The organism is Duganella aceris (assembly GCF_011090165.1).
GTDB lineage: Bacteria > Pseudomonadota > Gammaproteobacteria > Burkholderiales > Burkholderiaceae_D > Rugamonas > Rugamonas aceris.
The window spans coordinates 322,918-337,229 of sequence record NZ_JAADJT010000004.1 but is presented as its reverse complement, the minus strand read 5'-3'; the positions used below and the strand labels follow the sequence as shown (position 1 = coordinate 337,229).

The 14,312-nt window shown below is 68.4% G+C and carries 9 protein-coding genes; 2 read left to right on the top strand and 7 right to left on the bottom strand.

Translation table 11 applies throughout. From position 1 onward, the window contains the following. Positions 1–79: 79 nt before the first annotated feature. The 6 genes from GW587_RS11045 to GW587_RS11020 all read right to left on the bottom strand — a co-directional run bounded on the left by GW587_RS11045 (position 80) and on the right by GW587_RS11020 (position 8,088). Positions 80–2,395 (bottom strand): TonB-dependent receptor, encoded by a 2,316-nt coding sequence (locus GW587_RS11045; protein ID WP_166102343.1) that lies wholly within the window; start codon positions 2,393–2,395, stop codon positions 80–82. 81 nt (positions 2,396–2,476) lie between these two features. After that, positions 2,477–2,938, bottom strand: a complete 462-nt coding sequence (locus GW587_RS11040; protein WP_166102340.1) for a Fur family transcriptional regulator — start codon at positions 2,936–2,938, stop codon at positions 2,477–2,479. 92 nt (positions 2,939–3,030) lie between these two features. Further along, entirely contained in the window at positions 3,031–5,394 is a 2,364-nt protein-coding gene (locus tag GW587_RS11035; RefSeq protein WP_166102338.1) for a TonB-dependent siderophore receptor, read from the bottom strand. A 2-nt stretch (positions 5,395–5,396) separates the two neighbouring features. Continuing rightward, entirely contained in the window at positions 5,397–6,347 is a 951-nt protein-coding gene (locus GW587_RS11030; RefSeq protein ID WP_166102335.1) for a FecR domain-containing protein, read from the bottom strand. After that, positions 6,340–6,855, bottom strand: coding sequence for a sigma-70 family RNA polymerase sigma factor (locus GW587_RS11025; protein ID WP_371875576.1), 516 nt, complete (start codon positions 6,853–6,855; stop codon positions 6,340–6,342). Before GW587_RS11025 ends, GW587_RS11030 begins: the two co-directional genes overlap by 8 nt. A 78-nt stretch (positions 6,856–6,933) precedes the next feature. Next, positions 6,934–8,088: a branched-chain amino acid ABC transporter substrate-binding protein gene (locus GW587_RS11020; RefSeq protein WP_166102330.1), complete on the bottom strand. Its 1,155-nt coding sequence runs from the start codon at positions 8,086–8,088 to the stop codon at positions 6,934–6,936. 69 nt (positions 8,089–8,157) lie between these two features. Here GW587_RS11020 and GW587_RS11015 point away from each other — a divergent pair, with 69 nt between their 5' ends. Beyond that, entirely contained in the window at positions 8,158–10,365 is a 2,208-nt protein-coding gene (locus GW587_RS11015) for a hybrid sensor histidine kinase/response regulator (protein ID WP_166102328.1), read from the top strand. 13 nt (positions 10,366–10,378) lie between these two features. Further along, the gene (locus GW587_RS11010; protein ID WP_166102325.1) at positions 10,379–11,659 is read left to right on the top strand and encodes a M20/M25/M40 family metallo-hydrolase; all 1,281 of its coding nucleotides are present in this window, start codon (positions 10,379–10,381) and stop codon (positions 11,657–11,659) included. A gap of 180 nt (positions 11,660–11,839) precedes the next feature. Here GW587_RS11010 and pbpC read toward each other — a convergent pair whose 3' ends face one another. Further along, positions 11,840–14,233, bottom strand: a complete 2,394-nt coding sequence (pbpC, locus tag GW587_RS11005) for a penicillin-binding protein 1C (RefSeq protein WP_166102768.1) — start codon at positions 14,231–14,233, stop codon at positions 11,840–11,842. Positions 14,234–14,312: the final 79 nt, after the last annotated feature.

Sequence of the window (14,312 nt, the reverse complement as noted above, 5' to 3'; positions counted from 1 at the left end):
AGCTTTAGAGAAAACCGAAAAAACGACACCCCCTACACGGATACTCCGTAAAAAAGCCCGCTTGACGCGGGCTTGGTGCTTAGTACTTGAAGTTGGCGGTCAGCGTCGCGCTGCGGCCGGCGCCGACGCCGGCGTAGTGCGGCGACGATACCCGGTCAAAGTAGGTCTTGTCGCCCAGGTTCTGCACGTTCAGCTGCAAGGCGATGTGCTTGTTGACCTCATAGCTGGCCATCGCGTCGAAGCGACTGTAGCCCGGCGCGAACTTGGTGTTGTTGATGTTGGCGTACACCTTCGACACATAGTTGACGCCACCGCCCACCACCAGCCCCGGGATCACCGCATACGAAGTCCACAGCGAAGCGCTGTTCTTCGGCGTGGTCGGGAACACGTTGCCGTTGTACGGCGACGGCGCATAGACCGGCGCCGCCGTGGTGCCAGTGTTGACGAAGCCGTTGTTCGCCACCTTGCCGTCCAGGTAGGTGTAGCCGCCGAAGACCTGCCATTCCTTGGTGATGTTGCCGCTGACGCCCAGCTCCACACCCTTCATGGTCTTCTTGCCGACGTTTTGCGTGGTGCCGTCCGGCGCGGTAACGCGGGCGTTGTTCATCTCGCTCTTGAACAGCGCACCGCTCAGCGACAGGCGGCCGCCCGGCAGCACTTCCCACTTGGTGCCCAGCTCATAGTTCTTGCTGTCCTGCGGCGCCAGGTTCTGCACCGTGGTGCTGATCGCATCAAGGCCGTCACCGCCGTCGTTACCCGGCGGCGTCGACGAGGTGCCGTACGAGACGTAGACGCTGCTGTTGGTCGATGGCTTGTACACCAGGCCGGCCTGGTAGTTGGTGAAGTCGGCGTCGACTTCGGCGCGCTGCGCCTGGGTGGTGACGCCGCTCAGCACATACGCCGGCACATTCATCGTGGTGCGGAAGTCGTCCCAGCGCAGGCCGACGTTCAGCAGCCACTTCGGTGTGAATTCGACGGTGTCGAACACGTAGGCCGAGCGGGTGTTGCTGACCACATTGGTGCGCGCCGGCGAGACGCTGGCGGTGTAAGCCCAAGGATCGAACGGATTCGGATTGACGGTGGTGGTGCAGTTGTACAGCGTGGCCGCGCCGGAGGTCGGGCAGGTGGTGGTGCCGGTCAGCGGATTGTTGGTGCCCGGCGTGAAGATGTAGCTGCTGCGGTCCGTCTCTTCGCGGCTGATCTCGACCCCGCCCGTGTAGCTATGTTTGATGCCGGCGGCGACGAAGCTGCCGGTCAGGCTGGTGGCGTTGGCCAGCGAGTCGGTGCTGGTGACGCGGGTATTGGCGCGGCGCCATACGGTGCCGTACAACATGGTGTTGCCCTTCGAGTCATCGGGCTGGGTCCAGACGTAGTCGTTGTCGGTCTGGCCGTAGCGGGTAACGTTGCGGAACACCATGCCGTTGGCGAACTCGTGGCGCAGGTCGACGGTGCCGATGTCGCTTTGGGTCTTGCGGAAGTCGCGGTTGACCAGGCCATAGAAGGTGTCGCGCGGGACGCTGATCGGCGTGCCGTCGCCGTTCTTGGCGACGTTGGCGCCGGTGCTGAACGGATTGTTGAACGGGATGCCGGTGTCCGGCAGCTCGTCCGACTCCATGTGGTAGTAGCCCAGGTTGACCTTGGTGTTGGAGTTCATGCCGAAGGCGATGCTCGGCGCCACACCCCAACGGTTGCCGTTGACTTCATTGCGGCCGGCGACGTGGGCGTCATGACCCATGACGTTCAGGCGCACCGCGACGTCGTCGTTGATGATGCGGTTGATATCGGCCGTGACGCGGCGGTATTCGGACGAACCCGCGCCGACGCTGCCGTTGAAGAAGTTCTCCGCCTTCGGCGTTTTGCTCACCAGGTTGATGCCGCCGCCGGCGGACGAGCGGCCGCCGTAGGCTGAATTCGGGCCCTTGACGACTTCGATCTGCTCCAGCGCGAAGATCTCGCGCGACTGCGATCCGCTGTCGCGGATGCCGTCGATATAAGTGTCGCTCTGCGCGTTGTAGCCACGGATGAACAGGTTGTCGCCGACCGGGTTGCCGCCCTCGCCCGCGCCGATGGTGATGCCCGGCACGGTGCGCAGCGCGTCGGTCAGCGACACGGCGCCGGTCTGCGAAATCACTTCGGAGGTGATGACGGTGACCGACTTCGGCGTGTCCAGCAACGGCGCGGTGAACTTCTCGTTGGCCGATTTCTTGATCTGGAAGTCGCTGGTACGCGCGCCTTCGATCGTCACTTCCGGCAGTTTCTGCGGATCCGGCGTGGTCTCCGCGTGCAGCGCCAGCGGCATGGCCAGCGTCGCCAGCGCGGCGAGGTGCATGCGGCTCAGTTTTGGGGTGTCGTGCTTGCGGCTTTTAATGCCCGCTGTTTTTACTGTCGATTTCATGGTCATCCGTAGGTCGGTCATGGTGTGGTTGGCTGGCTGGGAGCTACGGCTCCGTGGCTGGCTGCTGGTGTTGAATTCTTCTCAGGTCCCGGGCTTGCAAGTGCGGCAGCGCGCCGGAATGACGATCTCCGCCGGCAGGGCATAGCCTTCGAGGGTGGCGACGTTGGCCAGTTGGCCGGCCAGGCTGGTGTCGGCGATGCGCTGGCGGCGCTGGCAGACATCGCAGTGGAACACGTAGCTGCGCTTTTGCGCGGCGTCGTCGGGGATGGCGTAGACCGCCTTGACGCCGCCGGCGCTGACCTGGCGCTCGCGCTGGACCAGTCCCTCGTCCTCCATCTGCTTCAGGATGCGGTAGACCGATCCGAGGCTGACGTCCTCGCCGTCGCCGATCAGCTGGCGGAACACCAGTTCCGCGCTTAGCGGATGCTCATGACGCAGCAGCACGGCCGCCACGCTGGCGCGGGCGCGCGTGATGCGCAACGGCGACTTGCGCATCCACTCCTTTACGCGAGCGTGCGGCGCCGATACCTCTGGTGATTGCATGTACTTCCCCTCTATCGCCTGGTCCTGTACCTACCTTGCCAAGCGAGATTTGAAAAAGGGAACCAGAACGAGAATTATTTTTATTATTCTTCTTAAAAGCCGGAAAACAGGCTGACACGTACCGCGCGCGGCGCACCGGGGGAGATGTTGTTGTCGTTGTAGGAGGAGATGTAATACGCGCGATCGAGCAGGTTGTCGACGCCGAATTGCAGCCGGTTGTGCGCGTCGAGCCGCCAGGACAGAGAGCCGTCGAGGCGCGCATAGCCCGGCAGCGTGACCAGATTACTGGTGGAGCTGAACATGGCGCTGCGCGCCACGAGACCCAGCGCCGCCTCCATGCCGTGGCCCAGCGCGTGGGTGCTCCATAGGGACAGCGTCTGGCGCGGAACGTGCGGCATCCGTGCGCCGGCCTGCGAGTTGGCCGACTGCGTCGCCGTCAGGTGCGATCGCTGCCACGCGTAGCCGGCGCTGAGCTTCCAGCCGGCGCTGACCCTGGCGGCCAGTTCCAGCTCGACGCCCTGCCCGCGCTGGCCTTCGACCAGCTCCATCGCGCCGGCATCGACCGGATCGGCGACCAGCACATTGCCGCGCCGCAGACCATAGATCGCGGCGCTGGCCGACATGCCGGCGCCGCCGACCCACTTCGCGCCGATCTCGGTGTTGCGCACAGTCTCGGGCGCCAGCGCCTGGTTGTCGACGGTCAGCGAAGCCATTTGCTCGCCGACGCGCAGCGCGTAGGCCTTGCTGTAGCTGGCGTACAGCGACAGAGCCGGCAGCGGGCGGTAGATCATTCCGAGCCGGGGCGACAGCGGGCGGTCGTGGCTGGCCAATTGAAGCGCGTTGCGGTTGTCGCGGAAGTCCACGTCCAGCGATTCGTAGCGTAGCCCCGCCAGCAGTTGCCATTGCGGCGTCAGCGTGACCTGGTCTTGCACGTACAGCGAGATATTCTCGGCGGTGCTGGCGTTGCTCATGTCGGTGGCCGAGGTGCGGAAGCTGACCGGCAGGCTGAAGTTCGGGCTGCCGATCGGCACCGAGACGAAGCGCACCTCCGGCCCCAGCGTGTCGAAGTAGCCGGTGGTGCGGGCGTTGTCGGTGCGCTGGCGCCCCAGTTCCAGGCCGGTGGTGACGCGGTGCCGCAGCGCGCCGGTGCTGGCGTCGAGCTCCAGGTCGATCTGGTAGAACAGATTGCCGCGCCGGGTGGTGCTGCCGTAGCCGAGCATGCGCACCGTCGCGCCCCCGTCGTCGACGCCGCCGGGGAACACGTTTTGATAGTACTTGTCGTAGCGCGCGTAGTGCAGCTGCGTATAGAGCCGCGCCGATGGCGACAGCTGGTGCTCCAACCGCGCGGTCAGGCCGTCGATGGCGACGCCATTATGGCTGTTGGCCGGGTCGCCGAAGAAGGTCGAGGCATCGCTGGCGACCGGGCGGCCGTTCAACGACGGCACGCCACGATCGGTGGTGCGACGGTCGCGGAAGTGCTCGTAGTTGAGCTGCACCAGCGTCGCGGCGCCGTCGCGCCAGGCCAGCGCGGGGCTGATGCCGCGCCGCTTCAGCCAGACGCCGTCGCGGAAGGAGTCCGCATCCTCGTCGACCGCGTTGAGGCGCCATGCCAGCGCGGGATTGACGGCATCGCCGACATCGAGCGTGGCGCGGCGCCGGCCCCAGGCGCCGAGCAGCAGGCCGGCCTCGCCCACCAAGCCCGCCGCGCGCCATTGCGCCTGCTTGCCGACGCGGTTGACCGCGCCGCCGGAGCCGCCCCGGCCCAGCGCCATCGCGTTCGGACCTTTCAGCACCTCGACCGCGTCGATGTTGTAGAAATCGCGAAAGTACTGCACGTCGTCGCGCATGCCGTTCAGATAGAAGTCGGCGCTGGAGTTATAGCCCCGGAACACCGCGTTGTCGCGATTGCCCTCGCCTTGGCTGGCCTGCACGCCGGGCACGTACTCCAGCAGATCGCCCATGCTGAGCAGGTTGCGCTCGCGGATCTGCGCCGCGTCGACGATGGTCAGCGCCTGCGGCGTGTCGCGCAGTGCTGCGCCGCCCTTGACGGCGAAACGGCTGACGCCATCGTACGGCGACTGCGGTTCGGCATGGGCCAACACCTCGGGCAGGCGCTGCAAGGCGTCGATCTCGGCCTCGCTGATCGGAACGGCGGCCGCCGGTCCGGCCATCACCGGCGGCGCCGCGCGCAGCAGATAACTGCCGTCGGGCTGGCGCGCGGCCTGCAGGCCGGTGCCGGCGAGGATGGCCGGCAGATCGCGCTCCGGCGCCGACAGCTGATTCAAGCCGGGACTGTCGACGCCCTGCGTCAAGCGCCCATCGGCGCTGAGCAAGGCGCCGCTGGCCAGCATATAACTGCGCAGCACCTGGTCGAGCGCACCGGCGGGGATGGTCGGCGCGGCCGTCGCCAACGCCGACAGCATCGGCAGCAACGCCGCCAGGGCAAGCTTCTTCATCGTCAGCGCGGCGCGATCGTGACCCACCACGGCATGACGCGCTTGACGCGCACCGGCAGCGCTGCTTGCAGCATGTCCAGCGCCTGCTCGGTGTCGCCCAGCGGGTAGCTGCCGACCAGGCGCATGGCCGCCAGCGACGGGTCGCAGGCCAGGTGGCCATGCCGGTAGCGGCCCAACTCCGCGAGGAAGTCATCGAGCCGCATCTGCGTCGCGATCAGCAAATGACGCGACCACGCGCTGCCCTCCTCCAGCGCCGGCGTCATCGTGCCCGGCTGGCCATCGGCGATATCGGCCTGCGAACCGGCCGGCACCACCGCGCCGTCGTTGATGCCGACCGCGCCGTCGTACACCGCCAGCCGCACGCCGCGCTTCATCAGTCGCACCGAGAAGCGGGTGCCGAGCGCGCGCAAGCGCACGCCGCCCGCCTCGACCAGCAGCGGCCGCGCCGGCACATGGTCGTCGGCGCCGCTGTGCAGCAGGATCTCGCCCCGACGCAGCACGATCAGGCGCCGGCCGTCGTCATAGGCCAGGTCGGCCGCGCTGTCGGTGTTCAGCCAGGCGCGCGTCCGGTCCGGCAGCGGCAAGGCCGCCGTGACGCCGACGGCGGTGCGGTGTTGCGCGTTCAGCGCGGCCAGATAGAGCTGGGCGTCGTCGCGCCGCGCCAGCATGGTGCCGACGCCGCCACCGAGCCCCAGCAACAGCAAGGCCTTGATGGCGCGGCGGCGCTTCGGCCCGGCCACCAGCGCCAGGCGCGCGGGCGCGCCGGGCAAGGCGTGCAGTTGCGTATTGATGTCTTCGACCCGGCGCCAGGCTTCGCGATGCGCGGGCGCGGCGGCCAGCCAGCGCTCCCAGTCCCGGCGCTCGGCCGGCGTGGCGTCGGCGGCGCTGAGCACCGCGAACCATTCCGCCGCCTGCTCCAACACGCTGAATTCCAGCGCCACCGGCTCAGGCATCGCCGTTGCCGATCAACAGGCATTGCAGCATCGCCTGCGCCATGTATTTCTTCACCATGCGATCGGAGACTTGCAGCTGTTCGGCAATGGCGGCGTAGGTCAGGCCATCGATCTGCGACAGCAGGAAGGCTTCGCGCGCCTTCGGCGCCAACCTGGCCAGCATGGCGTCGACCTGCATCAGCGCCTCGATGGTCAACGCGCGCTCCTCCGGCGAGGGTTCCAGCGCACCGTCCTGCATCGCCAGCGCTTCCAGATAGGCGCGTTCCAGCGTCAGGCGGCGCCAGTGATTGACCAGCAGGCCGTTGGCGATCGTAGTCAGATAGGCGCGCGGCTCGCGCAGGGTTTCCAGCGCATCGGCGCTGAGCACCCGCAGGAAGGTGTCGTGGGCGATGTCCGCCGCGCCGTCGCGGCATCCGACCTTGCGCCAAAGCCAGTTGTGCAGCCATCCATGATGGCTGCTGTACAGCGAGCCGACGACATCGGCGGTTGACGCGGGTGGGGACACGATAGACTAATGAATAATGAGAATCATTCCTATTGTGCCACGAATTGCAATGGGTGGCTAGTGCGCCGCCCGGTCTTTACATTACTTCACCACCGCCAGCTTGGCGCGCTTGCCGCCCTTGAAGGTGAAGATGGTCAGCACGCCGTCCTGCACGTCGCCGCGCGCGTCGAAGGCGATGTTGCCGGTGACGCCCTTGTGTTTGATCCTGGCCAGCACCGGCAGGTATTTGACCGGGTCCGGCGAGCCGGCCTGCTGCATCGCCTCGACGATCGTCATCAGCGCATCGTAGGAATACGGCGCGTAGGTCTGCACGTCGATGCCGTAGCGCTTCTTGTAGGCGGCACGGAAATCGGCCATGCCTTTTTCCTGCGACGGCTCGACGCCGCCCGCCTCGGCGCAGATCACCTGGCCGTCGCTCATGCCCTCGCCCGCCAGGCGCGGCACCGAATCCGAGCACATGCCGTCGCCGCCCATGAACTTGATCGGAATCCCCAGCTGCTTCATCTGGCGCAGCATCGGGCCGGCCACGGCGTCCATGCCGCCGAAGAAAATCATGTCCGGCTTGGTGGCCTTGATGGCGGTCAGGATGGCGCTGAAGTCGGTCGCCTTGTCGTTGGTGAACTGGGTGGCGACGATGCCGGCGCCCGACGTGGCGCCGGTCTTCTTGACGTTCTTGCTGAATTCATCGACCAGGCCCTTGCCGTAGGCGGTGCGGTCGTCGACCACGGCGATGCGCTTGACCTGCATGGTCTGCACCGCGTAGCGCGCCAGCGCGGCGCCGAGCTGCTCGTCGTTGGCGACGTTGCGGAAGGTGGTGTTGTAACGCTGACGCGTGTACTGCGGATTGCTGGCCGACGGCGAGATCTGCGGAATGCCGGCGTCGTGATAGATGCGCGAGGCCGGGATCGAGGTTCCCGAGGTCTCGTGGCCGACCACGCCCAGCACCTTGGCGTCGACCAGCTTCTGCGCGGCGGCCGTGGCCTGCTTCGGGTCGGCGGCGTCGTCTTCCGGCACCAGCACCACCTTGTACTTCTTGCCGGCGATGAGCAGGCCCTTGGCGTTGAGCTCCTCGACCGCCATGCGGGCGCCGTTTTCATTGTCCTTGCCCAGGTGGGCGATGGCGCCCGACGTGGCGGCCACGTGGCCGATTTTGATGATGTCTTCCGCCTGCGCGGCGCCAGTGGCGATCAAGGCCAGGGCGACGGCCTGGCAAATTGTTTTTGTAGTGAGCTGCATAAGTTCCTCATTAGTTAACCCGGATAGGATACCATCCGGCATATATCTCCGCCATGGAACGCACGCAGCATGGGTTTTCTTCTCTTTCAGTTCAATAGCCTGCGCGGCCGCCTGCTCCTGCTGGTCGCGCTGGCGATCGCCCCGATCGCGATCATGACCATCATCAGCGGCTTCCGCGAGCGCGAACATGCGGTGCAGGTGGCCGAGGACAATCTGCAGCGCCTCACCAACCTGGCCGCCGCCAACGAGGCGCAGTCGCTCGAAGGCGCGCGCCAGCTGCTGCGCGACCTGGCCAGCATCCCGGACCTGATGGACGACCAGGCGCATTGCAGCCGCCTGCTGGCCAATATCCGGCGCCAGAATCCCGACTACGCCAACCTGGGATTAATCCAGTTGAACGGCGACGTGACCTGCAGCGCGATCCCGTCGACCACGCTGGTCAACCTGGCCGACCGCTCGCACTTCCGCCGCGCCGTGCACCTGAAGCGCTTCGTCGCCGGCGGCTACGTGTTCGGCCGCGTGATCCAGAAGCACACCGTCAACCTCACCTATCCGGTGCTGGACGAGGATCAGAAGGTGCGGGCGGTGGTGTTCGCCGCGCTCGACCTGACCAATTTCGACCGCTTCGTCGCCGATATCAAGCTGCCCGCCGGCTCGCTGCTGCTGACCGCCGATTCCGAAGGCCGCATCATCTCGCGCCGCCCCAACCCCGAGCAGGGCTTCGGCAAGCTGGTATGGCCGGAGATGCGCGCGGCCATGGCCGGCGAACCGGGCAAACCGGTGCTGCTGACCGGTCCCGACGGCATCGAACGGCTGCACCGTTTCGCCCGCGTCGGCAACAACGGCCTGTCCGACTACACGGTCACCATCGGCATTCCGGCCGACGACATTACCGCCGTGGCGCGCCACGACCAGATCCTGGACCTGCTGGCGCTGACCGCGACGCTCGGCCTGGCGATGCTGGCGGCGTGGTTCGTCGGCGATGTGCTGGTGCTGAGCCGCGTCAAACGGCTGGCAACCACCGCCAACAACATCGCCTCCGGCACGCTGGCCGCGCGCAGCGGCATCGTCTACGGCAAGGAGGAGATCAGCGAACTGGCGCGGGCGCTGGACGCGATGGCCGAGGCCTTGCAGGAAAAGGAGGCGCAGCACCTGAAGGCCGAAAGCCAGCTGCGCGAGGCCGACCGCCGCAAGGACGAATTCCTGGCGATGCTGGCGCACGAGCTGCGCAATCCGCTGGCGCCGATCAGCGCCGGCGCGCAGCTGCTGCAAAGCGGCCACGCCGGACAGGACGCGGTGCAGCGCACGGCCGGCATCATCGTGCGCCAGGTCAGGCACATGACGCGGCTGGTGGACGATCTGCTCGACGTGTCGCGCGTCACGCGCGGGCTGGTGACGCTGACGCGCGCGCCGCTGGATATCGCCGGCGTGGTGGCGGACGCGGTGGAGCAGTCGGAGCCGCTGATGCAATCGCGCCAGCACCGCTTCGAGGTGGAGCTGCCGGATTCGCCGTTGATGGTCAACGGCGACCATAAGCGGCTGGTGCAGGTGCTGGTCAATGTGCTCAACAACGCGGCCAAGTACACGCCGCCGGGCGGCAGCGTCAAGTTGACCGCCAGCGCCGACGGCGGACAGGTCAGGCTGGTCGTCAGCGACAACGGCATCGGCATGTCGCAGGAACTGCGCAGCCGGGTGTTCGATTTGTTCGCGCAGGCGGACCGCAATTCGGACCGTTCGCAGGGCGGGCTGGGACTGGGGCTGGCGCTGGTCAAGTCGCTGGTCGAGCTGCACGGCGGCGGCGTCGCCGTCGACAGCGCGGGCGAGCGGCAAGGCAGCGTGTTCACCATGTCGCTGCCCGGCATAGCCGCCTCCCCGGCGGTTGCGCCGAGCGCGGCGCCTGCCGCCAGGGCCGCGCGTCGCATGCGGGTGCTGGTGGTGGACGACAACGTGGACGCGGCGCAGACGCTGCAACTGCTGCTGGAGGCCGGCGGCCACCAGGTGACGGTGGTGCATACCGCGCTGGCGGCGCTGGAGACGGCGCAGGCGCACGCGCCGGAATTGTGCCTGCTCGATATCGGCCTGCCCGACATCACCGGCTACGAACTGGCGCGCGGCCTGCGTTCGATGGCTGGCACCGCGAAAGCGACGCTGGTGGCGGTGACCGGCTACGGCCGCCGCGAGGACCGCGACCAGGCCGTCGCCGCTGGCTTCGATCACTATTTCGTTAAACCGGTGGACGTCGAAGCGCTGTTGGCGCTGATCGCGAAGCTACCTTAAACTCAGGAACCCAATGACCGCAAGACATCTGTTGCTCGGCATCGCATGCGGCGCCATGGCGCTGGCCCTTCCCGCCCGCGCGCAGGACACCTCCATGGCGCGCATCGCCGCGCAGCCGGCGGTTAAGCAGGCGCTGGCCTACATCGAGAAGAACGAAGCCGTCACCACCGCCAACACCTTGGCCATCAACGCCATCCCTGCGCCCACCTTCGCCGAAGGCGCCCGCGCGCGCGACTATGCGGAGCGGATGAAGGCGGCCGGGTTGCAGGACGTGCATCTCGATGGCGCGGGCAATGTGCTGGGCACCTGGCGCGGCGACGGCGACGGCCGAGCCAAAGGCGTGATCGCGCTGGCGGCGCACCTGGACACCGTCTACCCTGCCGGCACCGACCTGACGGTACGCGAGAAGGATGGCCGCTACTATTCGCCCGGCATCGCCGACAATGCCCGTTCGCTGGCGGCCATGCTGACCATCGTGAGCGCGATGCGCGAGGCGAAGCTCCGGACCGCCGACGATATCCTGGTGGTCGCCAACGTCGGCGAGGAAGGCCTGGGCGACCTAAAGGGGGTCAAGTACCTGTTCAGCCAGCGCAAGGACATCAAGGCCTTCATCGGCCTGGAGCCGGCGCTGGGCACCAACGGCGATCCGGTGACGCACATCGGCACCGGCAGCCGCCGCTTCAAGGTGACGATGCGCGGTCCCGGCGGGCACAGTTATGAAGGCTTCGGCCTGCCGTCGGCGGTGCACGCGCTGGGCCGCGCCATCGCGCGCATCGACGAGATCCGCGTGCCGCATCAGCCCAAGGTGACGTTCAACGTCGGCGTGGTCCAGGGCGGGCAATCGGTCAACAGCATCTCCGCCGAGGCGACCATGCTGATCGACATCCGCTCGGCCGACGCGCCGCTGCTGGCCAAGGTCGAGCAGCAGATCAAGACGGCGATCCAGCAAGGCGCGGACGAGACCAACCAGCGCTGGAACAGCAAGGCCATCACCGCCGATATCGAGTTGATCGGCGACCGGCCCGCCGGGCAGACCGCCAAGGATGCGGTCATCGTCAAGACCGCGATGGCGGCCGCCACCGCGCTGGGCCGGCCGGCGCTGCTCGACGACGCCCATTCCACCGACGCCAACCTGCCGATGAGCCTTGGCATCCCGGCCATCACCATGTCCGCCGGCGGGACTTCGGGCGGCTACCACTCGGAGAAAAACGAATGGTGGTCGCCGAAGAACGCCCACGCCGGGCCGCAGAACGTCATGCTGACGCTGCTCGGCCTGGCCGGCGTGCGCGACTGACCTGCCGCTGCGCCACCCCGTGCCGCCGCGCGCCGGCCGAATGCGTGCCGCCGCAGCGCGCCGGCATGCGGCACCGAGCGCCTGGCGGGCGCGGTGCGAGGCGGGCGCAAGGCGGGTGCGATGCGAGGCCGGCGCGGTGCGAGGCGGGCCGCCGGCGAATGCGCTCAGGCGCTCGCCGCGCTAATCCAGAATCACCTGCAAGCTGTCGTAGTGACCGGCCGCGTCCATCACCGCCACGGTGTGGGCGCCGCTGCCCGACAGCGCCAACACCTGGCGCTTGCCGCCGTTGGCGGCCGAGGCCACCGGCTTGCCGTCCAACAGCCAGTAGTTGCGGCCATTGCCGCCGACCGCCTCCAGCGTCACATTGACCGCCTGCAGACCCGGCGCCGCCCGTAGCCGGCTGCCGTTGCGCAGTCCCATCAAGCGTATGCCGCCCACGATCGCGCCCTGCTCGCAATCCGGCGACCACGCGCCCAACCCCAGCTGCCTGCGCTCCGACGCTGGCATCCACGCCTCCAGCAGCGACGGCCAGCGCGCCACCTGGCGCGGCACGGCCGCCGGCTGGCACGACGGCGTGGTGCGCAGTCCGCTGCGCGGATCGATCCACACCGTCTCCAACAGCCCGCGCGCACGCAGGCGGTCCGGCAGGGTCGGCGGCACGGTGTCGCGCAGCGCCCAGGCGGTGTGCTTCTGATGGCAATGCTCGGGCGGCGTCACGCTGGCCGCCGTGCCCAACGGCCAGCATATCTGCACCACCGACACCTCGGCCGGACGCGGGCGCGCCGGTTCGCCGCCGCGCGGCAGCGACAGCGCGATCTGGTGCAGCAGCGGCGCCGCGACGTTGGCGCCGAAGAAGCCGGGGTTGGGCGTGCCGTCCGGCCGGCCGATCCACACGCCGAGCGTGTACCGGCCGCTGACGCCGACCGCCCAGGCGTCGCGGAAGCCATAGCTAGTGCCGGTCTTCCAGGCCAGCCGCACGCCGCCCGGTTCGGTCTCGACGAAGGGCTGGTCGGGATGGCCGCCGCCCTCCAGGATGCTGCGGATGATGTAGGCAGCGCCGGGACTCATCATGCGCGCCGTGTGGCGCGGCGCGTCCGGCGTGATGCGCGGCGTGCCGGCCATGCCGTCGGCGGCCAGCGAGCGGTAGGCGCCGACCAGTTCTTCCAGGCTGGTGCCGGCGCCGCCGAGGATGATGCTCAGGTTCGGCGATGCGTCCTTCGGCAGCCGCAGGCGCAGGCCGGCGCTGGACAATCTGGCGCTGAAGCGCGCCGGGCCGACGCGGTCCAGCAGGTCGACGGCGGGCACGTTCAGCGAGCGTTGCAGGGCTTCCGAGACGCTGACCGGGCCGGAGAAGTTGGCCTGGAAGTTGCCGGGGTCGTAGCCGCCGAACGATTGCGGGGTGTCGGCCATCAGGCTTTCGGAGTGGATCAGGCCTTCGTCCAGCGCCATCGCGTACAGGAAGGGTTTCAAGGTGGAGCCGGGCGAGCGGATGCCGCGCACCATGTCGACGTGGCTGAAGCGGCGCGCGTCGTTGAAGTCGGCCGAGCCGGCGTAGGCCAGGATTTCCAGCGAGGCGCTGTCCATCACCAGCGCCGCCATCGACACGAAGCGGGGCAGCTGGCCGACGCGGTCCGCCAGCGTGCGCTCCAACATGGCCTGCATGTCGCGGTCCAGCGTCGACTGGACGATGGCCGCGCTGCCGGAGCCGGAGCCGGAGCCGGAGCCGGAGCCGGAGCCTGCGGCGTTGGCGCCGCCGTTGCGGGCGCTGCGGCGGGCGGCCTGGCGCAGGCGTTCGGCGGCCAGCGGCGCGAGCCAGGCCATGCGCGGCGGATTGGCGCCGACGCGTTCGATCAGCGCGTCGTCGACGTCGGCTTGCGGCCAGCGGCGCAGTTCCGCCATGCGGCGCAGCACCTTGTCGCGCGCCTGCTGCGCCAGTTCCGGATGACGGTCCGGCCGCAGCCGCGACGGCGCCTGCGGCAGCACCACCAGCAGCGCCGCCTCGGCCGGCGACAGCTGCGCGGCGCTCTTGCCCAGGTAGCTGCGGCTGGCCATCTCCACGCCTTCGACGATGCCGCCCATCGGCGCGTGGTTCAGATACAGCGTCAGGATCTCCCGTTTTGACAGGCGCAGTTCGATCTGCAGCGCGCGCACGATCTGCCGCAGCTTGCCGCCGACGCTGCGCGGCACCGGCTCCAGCGCGCGCGCCACCTGCATGCTCAGCGTCGAGCCGCCGGAGACGATGCGGCCCTCGCTCGCCAGCTGCCAGCCGGCACGCAGCATGGCCACCGGATTGACGCCCGGGTGCCAATAGAACCAGCGGTCCTCGTAAGTCAGCAGCGCCTCCAGATAGCGCGGCGACACCTGCTGCGGCCCGACCGGGATGCGCCATACGCCGTCCGCGTCGGGCCAGCCGCGCAGCGGCGTACCGTCGCGCGCCACCACCACCATGCCGGGCGCATCACGCGGCAGCGGCGGCGGAAACAGGCGGTCGAGCAACAACAGAACGGTCAACGCCGCCGCCAACCCCGCGCGCCACGGGTGCCGGCGCGACCACGCCGCCGCGGTCCGAAGCATGCGCGACCAGCCGGCGGCGGACGGACCAGCCGCCGTTGCGGCCCGAAGCATGCGCGACCAGCCGGCGGCGGACGGGCCA